This is a genomic window from Parabacteroides sp. APC149_11_2_Y6 (genome assembly GCF_054506995.1).
Map to the genome: position 1 here is coordinate 1,964,676 of NZ_CP173709.1, position 22,402 is coordinate 1,987,077.

A 22,402-nucleotide genomic window follows, 5' to 3' on the forward strand; every position below is an offset into this window, starting at 1 on the left:
CCATGAAACAATTCGTACGATATTGCTTATTATCCTTTTTCCTGCTGTTTGCGGGTGGCCTGTCGACTCCTTTGCGCGCCCAGTTTTACTCCGTGCAGTCCAATGCGCTGAAGCTCGCCACCACCACGTTCAACGTGGAGGGGAGCATGCTTCTGGATAAACACTGGACGCTGAATATGAGTGTTTCTTATAATCCGTGGAACTTCAGCGATACCAAAAAGATAAAACATTTCCTGATAGAACCCGGAGCCCGCTACTGGTTCTGGCAACCCTACGCCGGAGACTTCATCAGCATGTATGCCATGGGTGCACGCTTCAACGTGGCATGGGACAAGCTGCTCGATTTCCGTTACCAGGGATGGGGCTACGGCGCGGGAATGACCTACGGCCGTTCCTGGCTGCTGAGCAAGCGCTGGAACATGAAGTGGAGGGAGGGCTGGGGCTGCTGGTCGCCCCTTACACAAAATATCGTTGCGGGCATTGCGGTGATAAGGTGAAATCGGGCACTTATTTCCTTCCCATACCGAAACTGGCATTTAATCTTGTTTATTTGTTCTAAAAACCGGCCTTTCAGCCGGCGCGCGGGTGTATGAAAAATTCCAAAAGTTTCTATATTCTGTTTCTGATAATGGTCGTCACTGCATGTTCGCCGTTCGGCAAACTCTATAAGGAGCAGTCGAGGGTGACATTGGCTTTGCCTGCCGACCGCCGGACCGAGCCGGTGGAGGTGGCGAAACGCGATTCCGTCAATCAGCCTCCGGTCCTGAACTTTATCTTTGTCAGCGCCAAAGGCGACAGTGTCCCTGTGGGCATGTCCGTCGAATGGGACAGCATCCATAAAGAGAACCTGACCACGATGGCTCTGGATGAAGTGGTGGTGTCGGCCAGTTCCACGCGCAACACGGCTGAGCGGAACGGAATGATTAACGTGGAGTTTGTGGTGACGGTGCCCAAAGCACTGCAGCGGGAAGACTGGATGGTCAACGTCCGTCCCGTGCTGATGAGGGGGAACGTGCTCGACTCGCTGAAGGAACTCCGCTTTACAGGCCGGCGTTTCCGCGAATTGCAGGAATGGGATTACCGGCGTTACGACCGTTATCTAAAGAAAATCATTCCGGACTCCGCTAATTTTTACCGGACTTACGTAAACTACCGTTCTTTTGAACGCTATCTGGAACGCCAGAAATGGTATAAACGCAGGCTGGAAAAACTATGGGCCATACAGGACGTCAAAAAACGCTGTCCGGATCCGCTGTTACTGCGTTTCGAGATGTTCAACCGGCAGGTCGCCCGGAGAGACAGCCTGCTGAAAGAAGATATGCAGAAGAACTCCCGGCTGATGATAGAGCGGCAACAGTGGCGGTACGACCGTGCGCTGGCGCGTGTGAACGATACTTTGCAACCTCAGTGGCCCGGTTTGCGGGAGCGTTTCCGTTACTTCAACCGCAAATGGGATCTCCACACCAACTACCTGGCGGGAGAACTGGTAGCCCGTAAAACCTATTTTTATGACAGGGCATCGTGGAAGTCATTGGCTGGCTTTTCGGAAGAGGGCATATCCGCATACTATGGCCTGGGTGGCGGACAGGCAGGATTTTCCCGGAGCAAGTTGGCATTGTACACCTATCGCCGCGACTTGTCCGACTCGTTGCGGGTACCCGGTTGTAAAGCATCCAGGGAACTCGGACTCAGCCGGTTCGACTCAGCGGCAACGGTAAAGCATTATATCGGCCGTTACGAGCATTTTCGGTCGGTCTACCCGCAATACCACCTGATACGTGAACTGTATAACATACATCCTCCTGCCCGGCGGCATGCTGCCCGGCAGGCAAAGTACGGCGAATGGATAGCGCATATCAATTCGCTCGACTCCACCGGCCTGGTGCAAAAGTTTTATAACACGCAGAAGATAGCCCGCAACGAGGCGCGTAAAACGATGAAAGACGAGAAATACCATGACATCGTGCGTTTCCCGTTCAATCCGGAGGCGGAGCTCGACACGGTGATCTATGCCGCCGGCCAGGTGAAGTTTATCTATTCGCAGAAGGTGCCCGCAGATGAAAACTCGGCGCGTATGAAAGTGTATGTGGTGGGCAATGTGTTGAGTGGAAGGGGAGGCAAATATTCGCTCCCGAAGTCGGATACGCTGACTTATCTGGTGAGCTCTATGACCAAATTCATAGACAAGACTCCGCGCTATGTGCGAAAAATCATCACCCGGGACGCTGAGGCCAATACAAGCGTGAATTTTTACTTCCCGAGAAACGGCTTCAACCTGGACGAAACCATTGACGTGAACCGGCAGGGAGTAAAGAAAGTGAAAGACCTTACTCTGACGCTGATGACCGATCCTGTGTACAGGATAGACAGCCTGACGCTTTTCGCCTCCTCGTCGCCCGAAGGCAGTTGGCTCCTCAACGGAGAAATAGCGCGGAAGCGTGCAAAATCCATCCGTGACGTGCTGGCAAAGGAATTTACAGTATTGTATGATTCATTGTCTGTCGGTAGCGCCGTCGAGATGGACGAGGCGGGCAACCTTATTCACCGTGAAGTGAAAGATGAAATTCCGGATTTGCCGGACCTGATAAAGGTACGCACCGTCCCCGAGGACTGGGACAAGCTGCGCCGCCTGATTGTGAGTGACCCGGACTTCAAGGGCCATAAAGACGCCATACTGAGGATTATCGACCGTGAACAGGACCCCGACCGGCGCGAATGGCTGATAAAAAGCCAATATAAGCCGGAATATGCTTATATGTTAGACAAACTTTATCCGGTAATACGTGCGGTAGATTTCCGTTTCAGCCTCTCGCGCAGGGGAATGAAGCAGGATACAATCTATACGAACGAACCGGATACGGCGTATGTCCGGGCTGTGGAATATCTGGAGAAACGTAAATACGCACAGGCCTTGGAAATACTTCGACCGTATGATGATGTGAATACGGCCATCGCCTACATGTCTTTGGGTTATGACAAGGCTGCTTTGCGGATATTTGAGAAATCACCCCAGACAGCCGAAAACAAGTACATGCAAGCCATCCTTCAGGCACGCCTGGGGAATGAAGAAAAAGCGGTACGGCTCTTGCTCACTGCGGCAGAGATGGACGGGCAAATGAAATTCAGGGCGAACCTTGACCCGGAACTCTCGGAACTGGTAAAGAAATACGGGCTCTTTAAAGAAGAGGAAGATGACTGGAATTGAACGCGACGCACCTCTTTTTTGTCAAATACCGAAAATCATCTGCCATAATTGACAACAGTGTTGTATTTAGGTTTTATATTTTTGTACCTACGGACTTAAATATAAAACCATGAATAGAAAAAGTATTATTGGAATTTTATCAGCTCTACTTTTTACATCTACGAGCCTGTTTGCCGCAGACAGGACAGGGCAGGAAGGCGGTCGTGCCGATAAGTTGATGGGGAACCGGTTTCTTACGTTGAATACGATTATCCGGGTGAACCAGATTGAAGTGGCACGTGACAGGAATGAGGGAAGGGATGAACGGGCCTTGCATACGCCCGAAAAAGTGAGGCAGTTCAGGGAAGCCGTCGCAGCGGAATTTCCGGAAGGAAAAATCACCTGGGCTTTCAGTTGGCTGGCACTGCACGATCAGACGGAAAACTACAAAAAGATACGCGAACAGGTGGTGGCCTACCACCATCAATATGGGGATGATATCACCTTCATTCCGGGAGCTTATTTTGCAAATGCCTACAATACCCGGGAACAGGTAAATAAAGATTTGCATGACGGATTGGCAAAGGTAAGCGAGATTGTGGGCAACGGATTCCGTCCCAAAAGTGTTGTGGCAGGATTCCTTTCGGCTGAAAACCAACAATATCTGGCAGAAAAGGAAGGCATACATGTTTGCCAAGGCAATATATTCAGCCAGTTTTCTATCGACAATCAGGATGGTGACGGGGCGCCTTGCTATCCGTTCTATCCTTCCAAAGAGCATTTCTGCAAGCCGGCACAGGGCAAAAGCGATTTTATCGATTGTGTAAACCTCGATGGCTGGAGTGTCGATTTCCTTGCCGCACGGCGGGCAGGTTTTGATGGTGGCTTCAATAGCCGTATGGGAGTGGGACCGATAGAGACTATTTTTGCTTACGGGAAACTGACCGGATTGACCGAGATGATGCACACGACAGCTTTGCACTTTGACCGGGGCTTGGAACTGAACGGTTTTGCATGGGTGACCAACTGTTGGGAACAAAGCCTTCCGAACGACGGGCTGAAAGACTGGCTGAACGAGATAAAAAGGAACTGGCCGGATGTGAAAGTCGTTACACAAGGGGAATTTGGATTGTTGTGGCGCGAACATTACAAAGATAATTCTTTCAACTACCGTTTTGAAGAAAAAGGATCGGGTATCGGCGGCTCGGACAGTAACCTGAAAATGTATTGGTTTATGAACAAGGATTTCCGTCTGGCACTGACCAAGGACTGGCAGAAAAACTGGGGACGGGAAGAGGTGATAGACTTCACCAACTATACCCTGAAAGCAGAGGAACCGAAAGATATGACTCGCCGTTGGAGCCTGATGGGGGAAATGAACCAGAAGCAGACTCGTCCGCAGGATAAACCGAAACCTATTCAGGAACTTTCGCCTGAAGCGGTATCATTAATCAAAAGATATTATCCGTACCTGTTTGACAAAAACAGGGCGCATGGGGTGTATATCAGTTACTGATCGTATAAGTTGCAGGACGTTGATGTTAAAATAAATACCAGATGAAGAAAAATATAAGAATCGGCAGAAGCCTTCTCCTTCTTGCTTTGCTTTGCTGTTGCAAGGCGGGGTATCCGTCGGCAGACCAACAGAAGGAAATGCGGTTTGAAAAGCTGAAAAAGGAATTGAAAAATCCTGATAAGGAGTTCCGTTCCGCACCTTTGTGGGTATGGAATACCAAAGTGACGCATGCGGATATCGACCGGATGCTGAAAGAATTGAAAGAGCAGGGATTCGGAGGCGCTTTCGTGCATCCCCGGCCGGGAATGATTACGGATTATCTTTCCGACGACTGGTTCGAGTTGTACCAATACAGTGTGAAAACCGGAAAAGAACTGGGATTGGATATTTGGATTTATGATGAAAACTCTTATCCCAGCGGATTTGCCGGCGGGCATGTGCCGGCCCTGATGCCTGAATCGTATAACCAGGGACAGGGGCTTGCTTATGAGAAAGTGGAGATGTTGCCCGAAAATGTAGGGGATTTTTATTTCTGCCTGAAAAAAGAGCAGGATACTTTTGTGGATATTACTTCGGATTTGGCCGCTTACAAGAACCGGAAGGGTGAATATTATCTCTACAAAAAGACTTATTATGGCAAAGCGGACTGGCATGGCGGTTTCTCCTATGTCGATTTGCTGTACCCCGGCGTTACGCAGAAGTTTATCGATGTAACGATGAGCGGGTATGAGAAGCATTTCGGGAAAGCGCTCGGTACCGAAATCAAAGGTATCTTTACGGACGAGCCGAATGTGGCAAGCCCCGGCGGTGTAAGGTGGACTCCCGATTTGTTTGAGGTTTTCCAAAAACAATGGGGATACGATTTGAAAAGCGTATTGCCGTTGCTGGTGGAAGAAACCGGCAATTGGAAACAGGTTCGCCATAATTATATGGAGACGCTTACGCAGTTGTTTATCGACCGCTGGTCGAAACCGTGGTCTGCTTATTGCGACAAAAAGAATATGTATTGGACCGGGCATTACTGGGAACACGGCTGGCCTGATATGTCACATGGGGGAGATAATATGGCGATGTATGCCTGGCATCAAATGCCGGCAATCGATATGCTGTTCAACCAGTTTAATGATGCCCATCCTCAGGCTCAGTTCGGTAACGTGAGAGCCGTTAAGGAGCTGCGGAGTGTTGCCAATCAAATGGGATATACCCGTACCTTGAGTGAAACCTATGGCGGCGGAGGCTGGAATGTTACATTCGAGGACCTGAAGCGGCTGGGTGACTGGGAGTATGTGCTGGGCGTTAATTTCCTGAACCAGCATTTATCGCATATGACCATTGTAGGGGCACGTAAATACGATTATCCTCCGGTGTTCAATTCGATTTCTCCCTGGTGGTCCGATTATAAAACGCAGAACGATTATTTTGCCCGCCTGTCGATGCTGTTGAGCCAGGGCGAGCAGGAAAATGAAATTCTTGTGCTGGAACCGACTACCACCGCCTGGCTGTATTTTTCCTATATCAGAGGACATGCGAAAACGATGGAGGTCGGAATAAATTTCCAGGAGTTCGTTACCCGCTTGGAAAAAAGCCAGGTGGAATATGACCTGGGTTCGGAAAATATTATCAAAGACCGGGGAACGGTAAAGAACGGTTTGTTCGTCGTAGGTAAAAGAGGGTATAAACAGGTGGTCGTTCCGCCTATGATGGAGAACCTGAATGCCGTAACCTTTGCCTTGCTGCGGAAGTTTGTTGCTTCGGGAGGCGAGCTGGTTCTTTTCTCAAAACCTGTATTGGTGGAAGGGAAGGAAAGTATGGAACTGAAGAACTGGCTGGACGAAAATGCCGGGCGTATCCGGACGTATGCGGAAAGCGATTTGAACCGGGTCATCCAAGAGAGGTTGCAAAATGACAAGATACGTTTTGCCGGGATTACAGGAAATGACCTGTATCATCAACGCAGGACGTATAAGGATGGTGAACTGGTATTTCAGGTAAACTCATCTTTGACTGAGACGGCCAAGGGCAAACTGTCGGTTGCCGGAAAGGGGTTGATAGAAGTGGATGGCATGTCCGGAGAGTTATTCGAATATCCTAACAGGCAGGAGGGAGGCATGGCAGAGGCTACATTCGAGTTACCGCCTGCCGGAAGCCTTATCTTATTCTGCCCCCAATCGAATACGGGAAAATATGCTACCCGGCCGGCTCTTGCCAATGGAAAAGTAATGGCTTCGGCGGGACCGGTGGAAGTGAAGCGGATGAAAGAGAATGTGCTTACACTCGATTTCTGCGATTTGATAATAGACGGGAAAGCGGAACGGAATTTGTATACTCCAGAGGCATGCAGGCGTTTGTTTAAGCATTTCGGCATGAATGACCCTTGGGAGTCTGCTATCCAATATCGCCAGACAATCGTGGAAAAGGATACGTTTAAAACAGGGGATATACAGGTGCAATATCATTTTATTGTTGCAGGGACGCCTGATAAAAGCCGGATGAAGCTGGTAGCCGAACAACCGGATATCTGGAAGGTCCGGATAAACGGGAACCCGGTATCATCCCTCGAAGGAGAATCCTGGCTCGACAGCCGTTTCGGGGTATATCCTGTCGGCGATTTTATCAAACCGGGTGTGAATGTGGTTGAATTGAGTGTTTCTCCGATGCGTATTTATGCTGAGGTTGCCCCGGCCTATCTGTTGGGTGATTTCGACTTGGAACCGGCATCATATGGTTGGGTGGTCCGGGAACCGGCCGGTCATTTGAAACCGGGAAGCTGGAAGGAACAGGGACTGCCTTATTATTCATGGGATGTGTCTTATGCCAAAGACTATCCGGTAAAAGATACTTCGTTGCGCTATGCTCTCCGCCTGAATAAATGGGAAGGGACATTGGCTGAAGTTTATGTGAATACGGAGAAGGTGGGAGTCATTGCCTATAAACCTTATCATTTTGACCTGACTCCTTATCTGAAACAGGGGAATAACCGGATTGAAGTCCGGGTAATCGGCAGTTTGAAGAACCTGCTGGGACCTCATTATAACACGGAAAAAGGCATTTCCGGCCCCTGGCACTGGAACGGGGTATCCAAACAGGCGCCTGGCTGTGACTATGAGTTACATGATTACGGGCTGATGGATGATTTCTCCGTAGTTTCCTCGGAATAATGGCATAATCCTGTATTCAAACGGATTTGCCATACTATAGATTAGTTAACGGGAAGTGTTGCTTTCATTTGATTGCAGCATTTCCCTTTCTTTTTTGGTCAGGCTTTTGACTACTATCTCGTAGGAATTTCTTACAAGTTCGCGTATTTTCCCGTCGGGTACGTCTTGGTTGAAATAGACGCTGATCCAATATTTTTTATTCATATGTCAACCGGGTTTAATACCAGTGTAGTTGGCTTGCAGCTCTTCCTGTATTGCGTGGTGGGGTTTTATCTACCCACCATTTTTGTTCTTCTATTGCACGGGCTTTCTGTATCTCGTCCGTTGCCAGAGAGTCATTGTAATAGGCATTATATAGATTCTCCCAACCCTTCTTACGATATTGCGGCGATACCAACCACTCGCCCGCATCATTGAACTCGCAGAAGTTTTTGGGGGTATCGGGTATGACTTCATCTGCCCACGAACAAACTTTTGTCGTTCCATTTGCAGATTTCCATTTGCCCGTATATTCGGACATGTTCAGTTTCAGTTCCGGTATTTCATTCCATCCTTTATCTGCCTGCTTCCCGATTATCCGATATGCTTGCTTAAAAGAACCGGAAAACACGCCGCTATATCGTTTATCTCCATGCTCTGTAAACCAATAATGTCCATATATGAAACCATCAATTTCCGTACACTCACTTTTTATTTGAGGATTGGAAGAAATACTATCGATAGAAATTTTTCCTTCAAACGGACAGATAATAGATAATCGGGTACGGCTGATACCTTTAATCTTATAATCTTTGTCACTCGTTTTCCGTGCTTCATAAAAATGAATATCTATCCGGCTACAATCCTTACCCAATATACCAATCATGCTTAAACTGTCAAACAAGCATGCAAGGTCTTGTTTTAAAATCATAGATTCTTGGTCTTGTGCATGAGCGAATAATACACTCCATAATATGCTAATGATTATTACAACCTGTTTCATGTTTTCCTTTAGTTCCGTATCACGAATCGATTTTACTAATGAGGCAATAACCACACCCTGATTTATGAGTGTGGTTATTGATTTATACTGTCTCTTCGCTTTCAAATATACGAAAAGTGTAGTTTGTTATATCTTTTAAGCTGTTATTCTTTCTGTCCTGTCACAGTAATCGAGTAGATTCCGACGTTTCCCGATTTATATTTCCGGATTGTATCTTTATCCAAATGCTCATATAACACGTCATCAGGAATAAGAATTGTCTTTGTTCTTTCGATGCGGATATTTATAAAATCAGCTTTTTCTATTTCCTTCAGGTACTCTTCTTTTTGGATGGCGCTTGCGATGCATCCGGCATACATGGCAGCGTTATCTGTAAATTCTTTTGGGAAAACGCCATTGAGAACGACATCCGATATGCAGAAATGTCCTCCTGGTTTTAAAACACGGTAAATCTCTTTGAAAATAAGATTTTTTTGAGGGAGCAGATTGAGGACACAGTTACTTACTACTACATCTGCCGTATTATCAGGTAATGGCATATTTTCAATGTCCCCTTCCAGAAATTCAACATTTGTATATCCTCGTTTAATCGCATTATTACGGGCTTTTGAAATCATCTGGGGTGAAAAATCAATACCAATGATCCTTCCGTTTTCTCCGGCTTCCGCACGGGCGATGAAACAATCGTTTCCTGCTCCTGAACCTAAATCGATAACGGTATCGCCTTTATTGATATTTGCATATTGGGTAGGTAATCCACAACCTACCCCTAAATCTGCATCAGGTTCGTATCCTTTTAGATTTTTATAATCTTCACTCATTATAGTAAAGACCTTTTTCGAAGGGCTTGCCGGTTTTTTGCCGCAACAGCAACCTTTTAGTTCGTCCGAATTTAATGCAAGCTCACTATAACGTTGCTTTACTAACTCTTTCAACTCCTGGTTTTTCTTCATTTCTATTTTTTCCATACTGTCTTTTATTTTAATTAATACATTGTTTGCTTTCTTGTTCTTGGGGGTCTGTTTTCTCTTTTATATACGAATTGATATAATAATCGTAATTCGTAAAACTACGAACGTTTGTTTTAAAAAAAGGTGCTGTTATTCACAGCACGATGTATCGGTATGTTGTATGTTGTTCCAGAAAGTTGCAAATAACTTCCGGGCGAGTTCCCAATTTTCCCTGTTAATGCAATATCGGACTTTAGGTGTTTCTATTTCTCCCTGAATCAGACCTGCGTCCTTTAATTCCTTTAAATGTTGCGAAACGGTTGCTTTGGCAATAGGTAGCTCTTCGTGAATATCGCCGAAGAAACAACTTTCCTGTTTTGCCAGGAAGGTTAGAATAGCCATTCGTGCCGGATGTCCCATCGCTTTAGCAAAACGGGCTATTTGTTCTTGCTCTGTTGTATATTGCTTTGTACTCATTTTAAATTCTTTCTTTATTTGTTGTTCGCAAAACAACGAATAATATTTTGATTGGCAAAATGAAAGGTATTCTTTAACGGTTTTATACTATTCTGAGTTTGTTTTCTCTTTTTTATACCGGGTAGAGTATAATTGTGCTCTCGGTAGTGTTACAAGTAATGAGAGTGTTCTTCTGGCTTAGCTGCGTTATTTACGATTTCCAATAAAAGAGTGGGGAAGGCATATCCGGCAAGTACTACGGATATGAATGCTCATCAGACAGGTATCGAATAAAACAGAGTCGAAAATACTTTTTAGACAGCTTCTTTTTATCAAATACCGGAAATTATCTGCCATAATTGATAACTGTGTTGAATTTATACATTATATTTTTGTATCTACAGACTGAAATATAAAACCATGAATGGAAAAAATAATTCTATAAAAAACAAATACAATGGTAAAGAACCTATTAAAACAATTATTTTTCTTTGTCTTTCTTCTGGGCTGCGTTTCCGCATGTAATACAAAGCCCGATGTTTTAAGAGAATCTTTTATCTCTCCACCCGACGAAGCGAAGCCAATCACCTATTGGTGGTGGCTTTTTAACAGGGTGGATAAAGAAGGAATTACCCGGGATTTGGAGGAATTTAAGGCAAAAGGCATCCATGGGGTCAATCTGATGTGTAATGGTGGGTATGCCGGCGTTGCCCCGCTTCCCGGCGTGAAATTTCAAAGTCCTGAATGGTGGGAACTTTTTCGGCATGCAGTAAAGGAAGCCAAGAGGTTAAATCTTGAATTTGGATATAACTTATCTGCCGGTGGATGGACGATGCAGGGACCGTGGGTTACTCCTGATTATGCCATGAAAAAGGTGGTCCAGACTGAACTGAAATTAACAGGCCCTAAAAAGGTAAATGAAAAACTGAAACAGCCGGAAATTGTCGACAATTACTATCATGATATTTGTGTACAGGCAATCAGGGTGGAAGCTGGCAGTAAAAAAACAGATTTGCAAAATGTAATCGATGTAACAGGCTTCATGAAACCGGATGGTTCGTTCGATTGGCAGGTACCTGAAGGGGAATGGGTAATCCTGCGGACAGGCTACACGCTGACTGGGCATTTATGGAGTAGATGGTTTGCCTATCCCGGACCTCCTCAGGCAGATACCTATGAAGGTGGCGACGGATACGAAATCGATTATTTGAGCAAGGCTGCGTTAGATGACCATTTCAATCATTTAGGAAAACCACTTATCGAAGAAGCGCAAAAGGCAGGAGGTAAGATCGATTATTTCTGGTCGGACAGCTGGGAATGTGGAAAATTAACCTGGACACAGGATTTTCCTGACCAGTTCCAAAGATTCCGGGGGTATGATTTAATGAAATATCTTCCCGTACTTGCCGGTTATACGGTTGTCGATTCTATTGTCTCGGCCCGTTTTCTTACGGATTTCGATCGCACGATCCAGGATTGCATTGCCGAAAACTTTTACGGCCATTTTGCCGAACTTTGCCATCAAAACGGTATGGCTATGGGGAGCGAAGCCGGTGGTCCTAATGATATACCTCCGATTGATGCGTTAAAAAACTTTGGCCGGTGCGATTTTACCGCCGGGGAGTTTTGGGTAAACGGCCATTATCGTTCAGCAGATGGCTATAATCAAGACAGATGGTTACGGATGAACCTGAAACAGACTGCCACAGCAGCCCATGTGTATGGCAAACGCATAGCGATGGCCGAAGCATTCACGCAACAGGAAGCCCATTATACCCATTGGTCTTTAGGTCCTGCCGAAATGAAACCTTATGCCAATGACGCTTTCTGTGAAGGTATTAATAAGTTGATGTTGCATCAGTCTACCTGCCAGCCTCCTTCAGACGGTAAACCGGGATATGAGTTTTGTGCCGGACAGCATTTCACACCGAACATCACCTGGTGGGAGCAGTCTGCAGAGTTTTTCTCATATCTTTCCCGTTGCCAGTATCTGTTACAGGAAGGCAACTTTGTAGGTGATGTTTGTTTTTATCTGGGAGAACGTCCACCGACGCTGGCACCTCCCAAATACTTGGTTCCCGGTCTTGGTGCAGGTTACGATTGCGATTATGTCAATGCGGAAGTGCTGTTAACAAGAATGTCTGCCGGGAACGGCAAGGTTATACTTCCTGATGGAACGAGTTACCGGTTGTTGGTATTGCAAAACTGTACTTCGCCTTCTGAGGATATATCCCGCTTGGTGGGTGGCTTTCAGCGTTTAGATGTTTCTCCGGTTCCATCCACAGAGATGTCAGTAGCGGTGATTCAGAAAATCCGTGAACTGGTTCGCAATGGCGTTACGCTTGTCGGAGCACCGCCCAAAACATCCGGTGATGTGACCAATGCCGGGGAATCGGATCGTCAGGTACAGGAAATTGTAGCAGAAATATGGGGCGACCTGGACGGTAAGACCCGCACGGAACGTAATTTTGGGAAAGGGCGTGTTATCTGGGGCAAGACACCGCGCGAAATTCTTTTAGCAGATGGCATTCAGCCGGATTTCAAGTTTAACGGCCAGGATACGGATCCTGAGAAGTTCGACTATATTCACCGTACAACCCCTGATGCGGAAATCTATTTTGTGATAAATCGCAGGAATCAGACGGAACGGGCTGATTTCACATTCCGTATTACCGGTAAGCAGCCTGAAATATGGAATCCGGTTAACGGTGAAATGTGGGATGCAAAAGCTTTCCGCCAGGCTGATGGCTGCACTACATTGCCGTTGGAACTGGACCGGTTCGGATCTTATTTCATTGTATTCCGTAAATCAATAACACAAACAACCGCAGGAAAAGCGGAAGAGAACTTCTCCAGGCCCATTACAGTACAATCTCTTTCAGGTCCCTGGAATGTGGCATTTGATTCGGCTTGGGGCGGTCCTGCTCATACTGAATTTTCCGAATTAGTAAGCTGGACGCAACATCCTGACGATGGAGTGAAGTTCTATTCAGGTAAAGCAACCTATTCTAAAACCTTCGATCTGACGGATGAATCCATAGATAAAAACCACCCTCTGTTTTTGGATCTGGGAGATGTCCGCAATGTAGCTGAAGTACGCCTCAACGGGAAGGATATCGGTACTCTCTGGTGCTACCCATGGCGTGTGGAGATTACGGATGCCATAAAGGCAAAAGGAAACAAGTTGGAAATAGACGTTGTTAATTTATGGACGAACCGGGTAATCGGTGATCTTAACCTACCGGAGGAAAAACGTCTTACGAGAACCCATGATAGATTCCGTTTTGACATGACCACGGGTATGACGCCTCTACTTGACTCCGGATTATTAGGACCGGTACAATTAGTATCCATTAGCTGTCCATAAATATTCTATCGTTTGAACGCTATCAATACGGACCTTTAGCTCACCGTAAGAAATCAAAATGGGTGAGCTAAAGGTTCTTAAATCAAAATAAGCAAATGAAATCTACCAGACAATTTATTTTATGCATTGCAGCAAGCCTTTTTTGTTGTAGTCTTTTGACAAGGGCGCAAGATAAGAAAAATTTCACCCTGCCTACTCTATGGACGGAAAAAGCTTTCCAGATGGAAATACCACTCCCTGAATATCCCCGTCCGCAGATGGAACGTTCTGAATGGCTCAACCTTAACGGAAAATGGGATTACATGGGAGGCAAAGACAAAGCTAATCCGTTAATAGTGCCGGCACCTCCGAAATTTCCGGCAACACCCGAGAAAATATTGGTACCATTCGTTCCCGAGGCTGAACTTTCAGGTATAGCTCGAAACGGTGAGACCTGCCTGTGGTACCGGCGTTCCGTAACCGTGCCCGACAAGTGGAAAGGCAAACGTATCCTACTGCACTTTGGTGCCGTAGACCGTATTGCCACTGTATTCATCAACGACAAGAAAGTGGGTAGCCACACAGGCGGGTACGGCAGTTTCTCATTCGATATAACCGACTATCTCGAATCCGGTGTCAATACGCTTGTCGTGGGCGCCTACGATCCGAACGACGGACTGGCTCCATCGGGTAAGAACGGCCCGCGGGGCGATTACACTTTTTCTTCGGGTATCTGGCAGACTGTATGGATGGAACCAGTGGAAAAAGAATATATATCGGGTATAAAACTTATTCCGGATTTGAAAAATAACCGTCTGGAAGTGGTTGCTACATCGTCTGTCGGCGGATTGAAAGTAACCGCGACTACTATGGCGGCTGGTTCACAGGTTGCTAAAACGGAAGGTGTTGCGGGTGAAAAATTCTATATCCCGGTTAAAAATCCGCGTGTCTGGTGTCCCGAAGACCCTTTCCTTTATGACCTGAAACTGGAATTGCGCAACAAGCGCGGGCAGATAGTGGATGTGGTCGACAGCTACTTTGGAATGCGTTCCGTGGGACTGGGTAAAGTGGGAGGAGTAACACGCACATTGTTAAATGGACAATTTGTATTTCATCTCGGCCTGCTCGACCAAGGTTACTGGCCGGATGGCATCTTCACCGCTCCTACGGAAGAAGCGTTGCTCTACGACATCGAGCTGGCACAGAGGACAGGCTTCAATGTGATCCGTAAGCATATCAAGGTAGAGCCGCAACGTTGGTACTACCATTGCGACCGTCTCGGAGTGATCGTATGGCAGGATATGCCCAACATCTGGGAACCTGATCTTCCTGATTCCGTCGCTCTCAGGGCACAATTCCGTGCAGAACTTAAAGAGATGATCGACCAGCATGTCAGTTCGCCCTCGATTGTGACGTGGGTGCCGTTTAATGAAAACTGGGGCGCTTTTGAAGTAACTGATATTACAGACTGGATCGGGAAGTATGACCCGTCGCGGCTCGTGAATGGCAACTCAGGATATAATTATGCTCCCGGATACCGCAAAGCCTATGGAGACCCCGGTAACGGTGACTTTGTAGATCTGCACAATTATGGTCCCATCAATGAACAGCATACACCTGCCCCTGAAGACCGACGCGCTGCTTCTATCGGCGAATTTGGCGGCAAGGGGCTTTTCGTACGTGGTCATATGTGGCCTGTAAGAAATAATGCTTACGAAATACTGGTCAATAAAGACATACTCTCTGATACCTATGTTCAGCTGATTAATGAAGTGGAGCAAATGATGGTCTACCGTGGTGTGAGTGCGGCTATTTATACGCAGACCACCGATGTGGAACATGAAATAAACGGTTTGGTAACCTATGACCGCCGAGTGGAAAAGATGGACTTCAATAAGGTTAAAGCAATAAACGAAGCAATGCTGGAAACAGCCCGTAAGTTGAATGAACAGGGCAACACGCTTTCCGAATCCCGGACATATCCGCAATAGGCGAATTAACAGAGCACTTTTGAATGAAGGATAATAAAATGATTGAAAAATAGCGTACTTTTGATGCTCTTTTTAATGGAATTTTTTAAGATGAGAGAAGCATTTATAAAACTGCATGTGTCTATTCTTCTTGCAGGGGCAACGGGGATATTCGGGAAGTTGATAACTCTGAATGAGGCATTGCTCGTATGGTACCGTATGTTGTTTGCAACTGTGCTGTTTTTCTGTTTACTGTATGTAAGGAAGAGATTGCAGCGGGTTCCGCTCCGGGAGATGCTGAAGATTGCCGGGGTGGGGTTCCTGTTGGGGCTTCATTGGATATTCTTTTATGGAAGTATTAAGGCCTCGAATGTTTCTGTCGGAGTGGTTTGCTTTTCGTTGGTAGGTTTTTTTACTGCATTTCTGGAACCGCTGATTAACCGGAGGAGAATCTCACTGGTAGAGGTCTTGTTCAGTTTGCTTACTTTATCCGGAATTGTCTTGATTTTCCATTTTGATACGCGATACCGTCTGGGGATAGGATTAGGGGTGATTTCTTCTGCATTGGCTGCATTATTTACGATTTCCAATAAAAGAGTGGGGAAGGCGCATTCGGCAAGTACGATGTTATTATACGAAATGGGAGGCGGCTTTATCGGACTATCGTGTATCTTGCCTTTTTATTTATACTTCTTTCCTGTACAGGGGATGCTTCCCGGAATATCCGATTTTATTTACCTGTTGTTGCTGGCTTCTGCCTGTACTATCGGATTGTACCTGCTACAGATACAGGTGTTGCAGAAAGTTTCCGCTTTTACGGTGAATCTAAGTTATAACCTGGAACCTGTTTACAGCATTATATTAGCGATGTTGCTGTTTAATGAAGCAAAAGACCTGGATATTTCTTTTTATGCCGGCCTGGGGATTATTATATTGTCGGTGGTGTTACAGACAGTGAGTGTTATCTACCAGTCAAGGCATAGGAATAAGTTGTTGTCACAAGATTAGGTAATCTGATTAAGACTTTAGTTCTTTATTCTATTATTTTGATTTCAGCGAAAAAGCATTCCGGCGCTTTGGGCTTGGAATATTTCTTTATAAATTTCTTTCCTGCAAACCGGTAAAGCCATCCTCCATAATTCCGTGCTTTCTGTGGACATATCAGGGTACAACGTCCGCAGGAAATACATTTCTTTTTGTTTGGCTTTTGCGGATTTTCTGCAGAAATAGCCTGGGTAGGGCATAGCCGGGCGCATTTTCCGCATTTGTTGCATTGATCATTTGTTTTAGGGTGGATAGGAATCCGTTTAATGGCTTTATAAGGATAGTTTCCTTTTACTTTAATACCTGAAAGAATTTCCGTATTTGTCAAATCTTCCAGCAGTTCTTTAACCGTCTCTCCGAATTTGGAGATATAGGCACAATCCCATTCGTCCGGGCGATTGGTGGCTATTTGAGGGAAAATGGAATGACGTGCAACAAAAGCAGCTGCTGCAAGGATGCTAAAACCCTGCTTTTCTGTTATATCCCTCAATTCAATCAAGGCATCATCATAATCCCGGTTTCCGTATACACAAATGATGATAGCAGGTGTACCATTGCCTTTTATTTTAGTAAATGCCTGAGCAGCCTGTGGCGGAATACGCCCCGAATAAACTGGCATGCCTACAATAAGTAACTCGTCTTTACCTAAAACGATCTCTTTATCAGGTGCGGATTGTGTAATATCGTAGTCGACAACCGGTTTTCCGAACTCGTGTGCTATTTGTTTTACTATGCCTTGAGTTGTATAAGTTGCACTGAAATAAACTGCTGCAATCGTTGAAACTTTCATATATAAAAAGCTTGTTTTGTTATTCTTTGTTTTTGACTTATATGATATAGATAGAAGCAAAAATAACAAACTTAATTATATAAGGAATACTATTTCTGTATTTTAAGAATGTGTATGAATGTTAATTGTGACTTAGTTCTCATCGGACTGAGAGATTGTCTACACTTCTTTTTGCTGCAAAAGTAACCTTATTTTGATTGGACAGAATAGACCTTTAGTTTTATTATGATAATGTATTTCAATGAGATAGAGGATAATCGATGATGTGTATATCCTTTCTAATATTGAATTTCATTTCTTCCCGTGTGAAGTTCATGCTTCTGTTTTTATATCTTTTTATAAATTGAATGAAACAAAGATTAACATACTCTATGGTGTCTATAAGAAGATGATTTACAAAGTGTTCCGGAATTGATAAAATTGATTCTCTTAGATTGATTATCAATATATGTATAGCAGTCCGATGAGAACTAAGTCAGAATTGTACAATATAAATAAATTATCGTATTATGGAAAAGATTGAAAAAGACCAATTGAGAAACGTAAAGACGGTTTATGAAAAACCAATGATTGAAGTTATAGAAATGGAAATCGAAGGCGCTATCCTGGATGGCAGTACGCCTGATTTTGGTGATGGCGGAACCTGGTAAATTAACAATGAAGAACAATAATAGAAAAAAACATGAAGAAGACATTGTTAGTATCCTTATCGGCAACCTTATTGCTTGCCGGTTGTCAGAAAGACGATATTCAGAATAAGAGACAAGACGGCGAAAAAGTACATGTAATGGCTAACCTTTCCCAAGGGACACTCACTAAAGTGGATGTGGAACCCTCGGACAAAGGCGCGGATGTATATTGGATAAACGGTGACCAGGTTAGTGTATTCGGAAATACTACATATGCAGGTTCTCTCTCTGCCAAACTTGGCGAGAGAGCTAAAAAAGCCTCTTTCATCGGAGATATTACTGAGAATACAGCGAACAACTATTTTGTGGTTTACCCCTGGAATGGCAACCATGAAAGTGCACAGGAGACAGCAGTTCCGCTTCCATCTTTAATGGAACAAACGGCAACGGCCGGTAATCAGAAACATTTGTCCGAATATACCTGTATGGTAAGTAAGGAAGCCGGTCATCTGAATGCCAATAATGAAATGGAATTTATAATGGAGCACCTTTGCTCTTTGTTGCAGTTTGAACTTACCTTAACGGATGCTGCCGATAATATCCTGTTGGAAAGCATTGAAGTTTATGGAGCAAGTCTTGTGAATAAGATGGATCTGAACGTGACATCCAAGAAACTGACAGCAGCCAGCGATGCGAGCAACAAGTTGAATTTGAAATATCCGGATGACCAGCCTGTATTGAGCAATAGCGCCACTGTAACAGCTTGTATGGCCGCATTTCCTGTTTCGGACGATTTGAGAGTAAGAGTTTTCGTAAATGATAATGGTGCAGAAAAATACTTGACTTTCAATGCCTCTTCGGTTACTTTTGAATCCGGCAAACGTTATACTAAAACATTAGCATTGGATATGTCGCAGGCAAAAGACGCGTCCATCATGGAACCTGAAAACATAGACAGGACAGCAAAAACCGCAATCATTAATACCCGTGCAGAATTGGCTTGGGTGGCTGCTGTAACAAATGTTGGCAATGTAGAATACGATGGCTACAAATATTATAGTTTTTCCGGTTGGACATTGACTCAGGGAAAAGATATTGATTTGGAAGGTAGCGAAACAAAGCAATGGGTTCCGATAGGTCTTACATACAGTTCTTCTTTTAAAGGGACATATGATGGCTCTTTATATGAGATAGAGAATATTTACATAGATAGCGATTCTGAATATCAAGGGCTTTTTGGTTATGTTGCTTCTCAAAATACAATTATTAAGAATGTAATCTTAGTATCTGGTACAATTTCAGGTACAAGAGGATTAGGTCTTATTGGTCGTGCCGATTATTGTACAATTATTGCATGTAAAAATGGTGCAAATATAATAGGTAAAACTTCTGGATATTGTGGTGGAATTGTAGGCAGTTCGCAACTTATAAAGTTTATAGCATGTGAGAATACTGGTGAAATAAGCGGAGCTGGAGAACAATTGGGAGGGATTGCTGGTACAAGTTCATCAGGAACATTTATTGCTTGCGTTAATCATGGAAATGTAAATACTTCCAGCTTTTATAATGGTGGTATTTGTGGATATTGGACGAATGGTTATAGTTTCTCATGTATAAATGAAGGAACGGTTGTAGTGAAAAGTTCTTGTGGCGGTGTTTTTGGATATATGAATAGTTATCAAGAAGCAAAGGAACTTTATTTTATTAATAATCCGACTCTAAAAGTTACAAGCTCAGATGGGAGAGGAAATGGTTGGAATCAAATAGGCCCGACAACTATTCCTGAATTAAATAGCGAAGCCACCATTAATTCCCTCAATGCCGCTATCGCAGAATGGAATACAAACAATCCGGATTATGCAAGTCCTTATCACTATGCAGCCGGAGGTGATGATAATACGATACCAAAACTTGTTCCGATAGAATAAGTTTATCCCATACCAAAACCTGATTTCATTTAAACACAGTAAAGTACCCCTTGGCTATTTTTAGTCAAGGGGCTTTTTTTGTTGGGGAGAAGCCTGCATGAATAGCCTAAATATTAGTTTGTTCCTATATACAGTAACATACGCCTATGGTAATCCCTGTTTAACGATTTGCTTTTGAAGCGTTGGATACTTTTGTCATGTTTTCGAAAACAAACAGAATAAGTATTCATCCATTAAAAATTAAAATTATGTCAATCAAGTATCGTTTAGTTAAGAAGCCGAATTTAGGAAAAGACAAAGAACAGGCGCCTGAGAAATTGTATGCACAACCGGTATATTCGGATTTGGTTCCTTTTGAAGATATCCTGCTGGAAATAATCGAAGCAGGTATTCCGAGCAACCAGGTAAAAGGGGTGGCCGACCGTATGAATCTGTTAATCAGCAGGCACCTTGCCGCCGGACGACGTGTCCAGTTCGGCGAGTTTGGAACCTTCCGCTACGGGATTGGTTCGGGAGGCTCTTTAACGGCAAAAGAGTTTGATTCGGATAAAGTAAAAGTCACCCGTATCGTCTTTACCCCCGGTTCTGCTCTCCGTTCGGCCAAGAAGAATGTAAAATTTGAGAAGTTTGTAGCTCCCGGTTCTGCGGATGAAGGAGGTAATTCCGGTGAGAGTGATGGTGAAAAGCCTGATGAATTATAGAAAAACAGGATTGTATTTGATTTTATAAAGTTTAGGACAGGATAGCGAAGCAATTGGCTATCCTGTTTTTTTGTTTTATAATAAACGGTAATCCGGAAGATTATCTTTAATGGAAATATCGATTATTTATCTTATCCGGAGTATATTTGTAAAATCGAGTGTTCGAAAATGCAGTTGTGAAAAAATAAACAATCGAAAGACATGGAAAATACAACTTCTTTTATAGGTGTGGATTTAGGTGGTACCAATATGCGTGCCGGACGTATCAGCGATAATCGTTTAATTGAGCAGGCAAGCCGTCCGACTCCCAAAGACGCAAAAAAATGTGAGGATACACTGGAAATTCTATTAGAAGCAATCCGGGCTGTCTGGAATGGGGATGTAAAAGGAATCGGCATTGGCGTACCCAGTGTGGTAGACCGTAAAAAAGGTATCGTATATGATGTGGTAAATATCCCTCACTGGAAAGAAGTACACCTGAAAGAGTTATTGGAAAGTCAATTTAATGTACCGGTGTATGTGGATAATGATGCAAACTGTTTTGCCCTTGGCGAACGGTTCTTTGGCGAAGGACGCAATTATGAAAACTTTGTAGGGCTTACTATCGGAACCGGGTTAGGAGGCGGTATTATCCAACAGGGCAAATTACTCTCGGATGCAAACTGTGGCTCAGGCGAATTTGGCATGTTGCCTTATAAAGATGAAATACTTGAATATTTTTGCAGCGGTTCCTATTTTATGAATGTCTGGGGGATAGATGGTAAGGAAATGTACGACCGTGCAATGCGGAAAGATGACTTGGCGTTGGATGCCTATCGCCAGTTTGGAGAACATGTAGCCGCTGCAATCAAAATGGTGGTACTGACAATAGACCCGGAAATGATTGTATTTGGAGGTTCTGTGGCGGCTGCCCATACATTGTTTGAAGACAGTATGTATGAAAACCTGAAAGATTTTGCGTATCCTAATTCCATCAAAAATCTGCAAATCCGTTTTTCAACAGTAGAAAATTCAGGGATATTAGGTGCAGCTTCCCTCTGTTATTGATATAGAAGGTTACTTTAGGGGGCTGAATTGAAAAGTATATATTAGGGAACACAGACTACGCAGGCAGAGCGCAGATTTACGCAGACCATATTTTTTTAAGGGACGACTAAATAAAGTTCAATAGTAATTGAAAAGTAAAACTCCTGCGAAGTGATTTCGCCGGAGTTTTTTTGTTATCCCTGTACCATAACCATCAAAACTCCTATCTTTGCAAACAAAAAGATAATAACAGAATAATGTATAGCAAAGACGAACTGAAAAACCTGAAAATAGAATTTTGGGAAGGTTTCGCCGCATATTGTGAAGTCCAACCTTATTTGCGAGGACGTAAAAAAGTGTGGACCTTATATAATACAAAAGTAAGAGGAGTAGAATTGAAATTTGATGCCACCCGGGAAGGTGCATTTGTCATTCTCGAAGTAAACCACCGTTCGGAGGAAGAGCGTCTGGAAATGTTCGAACGCCTGACTTGGTATAAGGAAACATTGGAGAATGACTTTCCTGAAGGTTTGATTTGGGATATCTGCTTTGTTCGGGAGACAGGCAAACAAGTCGCCCGCATTTACACGGAAAAACGGGGAATCGATTTCCACCGCCGCGAGCATTGGGGCGATTTTTTTGCTTTTATGGCATCCCAGATGTACCTGTTGGAACGGAATTTCATGTCTATAGCCGAATATTTAAGAGAATAAAAGATGAAA

15 protein-coding genes and 2 pseudogenes are annotated in these 22,402 nt (G+C 44.3%); 12 read left to right on the forward strand and 5 right to left on the reverse strand.

Translation table 11 applies throughout. The annotated features are described in order from the left end of the window. The first annotated feature begins 2 nt into the window (after window positions 1–2). From ACGE0T_RS07910 to ACGE0T_RS07925, 4 genes and pseudogenes are all read left to right on the forward strand, one after another. Window positions 3–559 (forward strand): annotated as a pseudogene (locus tag ACGE0T_RS07910) (DUF3575 domain-containing protein). Between the two features lie 30 nt (window positions 560–589). Further along, window positions 590–3,205 (forward strand): tetratricopeptide repeat protein, encoded by a 2,616-nt coding sequence (locus ACGE0T_RS07915; RefSeq protein ID WP_459189989.1) that lies wholly within the window; start codon window positions 590–592, stop codon window positions 3,203–3,205. 109 nt (window positions 3,206–3,314) lie between these two features. Next, window positions 3,315–4,700 carry a DUF3863 domain-containing protein gene (locus ACGE0T_RS07920; RefSeq protein ID WP_459189990.1) on the forward strand — a complete coding sequence of 462 codons (1,386 nt, stop codon included), beginning with the start codon at window positions 3,315–3,317 and terminating at the stop codon, window positions 4,698–4,700. A gap of 41 nt (window positions 4,701–4,741) precedes the next feature. Beyond that, window positions 4,742–7,858, forward strand: coding sequence for a glycosyl hydrolase (locus tag ACGE0T_RS07925; protein ID WP_459189991.1), 3,117 nt, complete (start codon window positions 4,742–4,744; stop codon window positions 7,856–7,858). A 45-nt stretch (window positions 7,859–7,903) separates the two neighbouring features. Here ACGE0T_RS07925 and ACGE0T_RS07930 read toward each other — a convergent pair. The 4 genes and pseudogenes from ACGE0T_RS07930 to ACGE0T_RS07945 form a co-directional block, all read right to left on the reverse strand. Then, window positions 7,904–8,104: pseudogene (locus ACGE0T_RS07930) on the reverse strand (MmcQ/YjbR family DNA-binding protein); the annotation flags it as partial. Beyond that, on the reverse strand, window positions 8,076–8,840 hold the full coding sequence (locus tag ACGE0T_RS07935) for a hypothetical protein (protein WP_459190439.1): 765 nt from the start codon (window positions 8,838–8,840) through the stop codon (window positions 8,076–8,078). The gene ACGE0T_RS07935 and the pseudogene ACGE0T_RS07930, both read right to left, overlap by 29 nt. A 143-nt stretch (window positions 8,841–8,983) precedes the next feature. Then, window positions 8,984–9,808 carry an arsenite methyltransferase gene (gene arsM / locus ACGE0T_RS07940; RefSeq protein WP_459189992.1) on the reverse strand — a complete coding sequence of 275 codons (825 nt, stop codon included), beginning with the start codon at window positions 9,806–9,808 and terminating at the stop codon, window positions 8,984–8,986. Window positions 9,809–9,940: 132 nt separating this feature from the next. Further along, window positions 9,941–10,267, reverse strand: a complete 327-nt coding sequence (locus ACGE0T_RS07945; RefSeq protein WP_459189993.1) for an ArsR/SmtB family transcription factor — start codon at window positions 10,265–10,267, stop codon at window positions 9,941–9,943. Between the two features lie 436 nt (window positions 10,268–10,703). Between ACGE0T_RS07945 and ACGE0T_RS07950 the strand changes: the two genes are divergently transcribed. The 3 genes from ACGE0T_RS07950 (at window position 10,704) to ACGE0T_RS07960 (ending at window position 16,570) form a co-directional block, all read left to right on the forward strand. After that, window positions 10,704–13,613 (forward strand): glycosyl hydrolase, encoded by a 2,910-nt coding sequence (locus ACGE0T_RS07950; RefSeq protein ID WP_459189994.1) that lies wholly within the window; start codon window positions 10,704–10,706, stop codon window positions 13,611–13,613. A gap of 221 nt (window positions 13,614–13,834) precedes the next feature. Further along, the gene (locus ACGE0T_RS07955) at window positions 13,835–15,583 is read left to right on the forward strand and encodes a glycoside hydrolase family 2 protein (protein ID WP_459189995.1); all 1,749 of its coding nucleotides are present in this window, start codon (window positions 13,835–13,837) and stop codon (window positions 15,581–15,583) included. A 90-nt stretch (window positions 15,584–15,673) separates the two neighbouring features. Further along, window positions 15,674–16,570, forward strand: coding sequence for a DMT family transporter (locus tag ACGE0T_RS07960; RefSeq protein WP_459189996.1), 897 nt, complete (start codon window positions 15,674–15,676; stop codon window positions 16,568–16,570). 25 nt (window positions 16,571–16,595) lie between these two features. On the opposite strand, the gene ACGE0T_RS07965 is transcribed toward ACGE0T_RS07960, so the two are convergent. Beyond that, on the reverse strand, window positions 16,596–17,396 hold the full coding sequence (locus ACGE0T_RS07965; protein ID WP_459189997.1) for an EFR1 family ferrodoxin: 801 nt from the start codon (window positions 17,394–17,396) through the stop codon (window positions 16,596–16,598). Between the two features lie 509 nt (window positions 17,397–17,905). On the opposite strand from ACGE0T_RS07965, the gene ACGE0T_RS07970 reads away from it, so the two are divergent. The 5 genes from ACGE0T_RS07970 to ACGE0T_RS07990 all read left to right on the forward strand — a co-directional run bounded on the left by ACGE0T_RS07970 (window position 17,906) and on the right by ACGE0T_RS07990 (window position 22,393). Next, the gene (locus ACGE0T_RS07970; RefSeq protein WP_459189998.1) at window positions 17,906–18,046 is read left to right on the forward strand and encodes a hypothetical protein; all 141 of its coding nucleotides are present in this window, start codon (window positions 17,906–17,908) and stop codon (window positions 18,044–18,046) included. Between the two features lie 32 nt (window positions 18,047–18,078). Continuing rightward, entirely contained in the window at window positions 18,079–19,953 is a 1,875-nt protein-coding gene (locus tag ACGE0T_RS07975; protein ID WP_459189999.1) for a fimbrillin family protein, read from the forward strand. Window positions 19,954–20,201: 248 nt separating this feature from the next. Further along, complete coding sequence (locus ACGE0T_RS07980) at window positions 20,202–20,654, forward strand: HU family DNA-binding protein (protein ID WP_459190000.1); 453 nt, start codon at window positions 20,202–20,204, stop codon at window positions 20,652–20,654. Between the two features lie 201 nt (window positions 20,655–20,855). Beyond that, window positions 20,856–21,701 (forward strand): ROK family protein, encoded by an 846-nt coding sequence (locus ACGE0T_RS07985; RefSeq protein WP_459190001.1) that lies wholly within the window; start codon window positions 20,856–20,858, stop codon window positions 21,699–21,701. Window positions 21,702–21,937: 236 nt separating this feature from the next. Further along, window positions 21,938–22,393: a DUF4268 domain-containing protein gene (locus ACGE0T_RS07990; protein WP_459190002.1), complete on the forward strand. Its 456-nt coding sequence runs from the start codon at window positions 21,938–21,940 to the stop codon at window positions 22,391–22,393. The last annotated feature ends 9 nt before the right edge of the window (window positions 22,394–22,402 follow it).

What these genes read in the sequence shown, in the direction of transcription:
- ACGE0T_RS07960 (WP_459189996.1), top strand. Translation starts at nt 15,674, where the DNA reads ATGAGAGAAGCATTTATAAAACTGCATGTGTCTATTCTTCTTGCAGGG.
- ACGE0T_RS07915 (WP_459189989.1), top strand. Translation starts at nt 590, where the DNA reads ATGAAAAATTCCAAAAGTTTCTATATTCTGTTTCTGATAATGGTCGTC.
- ACGE0T_RS07970 (WP_459189998.1), top strand. Translation starts at nt 17,906, where the DNA reads ATGGAAAAGATTGAAAAAGACCAATTGAGAAACGTAAAGACGGTTTAT.
- ACGE0T_RS07950 (WP_459189994.1), top strand. Translation starts at nt 10,704, where the DNA reads ATGGTAAAGAACCTATTAAAACAATTATTTTTCTTTGTCTTTCTTCTG.
- ACGE0T_RS07945 (WP_459189993.1), bottom strand. Translation starts at nt 10,267, where the DNA reads ATGAGTACAAAGCAATATACAACAGAGCAAGAACAAATAGCCCGTTTT.
- ACGE0T_RS07935 (WP_459190439.1), bottom strand. Translation starts at nt 8,840, where the DNA reads ATGAAACAGGTTGTAATAATCATTAGCATATTATGGAGTGTATTATTC.
- ACGE0T_RS07985 (WP_459190001.1), top strand. Translation starts at nt 20,856, where the DNA reads ATGGAAAATACAACTTCTTTTATAGGTGTGGATTTAGGTGGTACCAAT.
- arsM (WP_459189992.1), bottom strand. Translation starts at nt 9,808, where the DNA reads ATGGAAAAAATAGAAATGAAGAAAAACCAGGAGTTGAAAGAGTTAGTA.
- ACGE0T_RS07990 (WP_459190002.1), top strand. Translation starts at nt 21,938, where the DNA reads ATGTATAGCAAAGACGAACTGAAAAACCTGAAAATAGAATTTTGGGAA.
- ACGE0T_RS07920 (WP_459189990.1), top strand. Translation starts at nt 3,315, where the DNA reads ATGAATAGAAAAAGTATTATTGGAATTTTATCAGCTCTACTTTTTACA.
- ACGE0T_RS07925 (WP_459189991.1), top strand. Translation starts at nt 4,742, where the DNA reads ATGAAGAAAAATATAAGAATCGGCAGAAGCCTTCTCCTTCTTGCTTTG.
- ACGE0T_RS07975 (WP_459189999.1), top strand. Translation starts at nt 18,079, where the DNA reads ATGAAGAAGACATTGTTAGTATCCTTATCGGCAACCTTATTGCTTGCC.
- ACGE0T_RS07965 (WP_459189997.1), bottom strand. Translation starts at nt 17,396, where the DNA reads ATGAAAGTTTCAACGATTGCAGCAGTTTATTTCAGTGCAACTTATACA.
- ACGE0T_RS07980 (WP_459190000.1), top strand. Translation starts at nt 20,202, where the DNA reads ATGTCAATCAAGTATCGTTTAGTTAAGAAGCCGAATTTAGGAAAAGAC.
- ACGE0T_RS07955 (WP_459189995.1), top strand. Translation starts at nt 13,835, where the DNA reads ATGGAAATACCACTCCCTGAATATCCCCGTCCGCAGATGGAACGTTCT.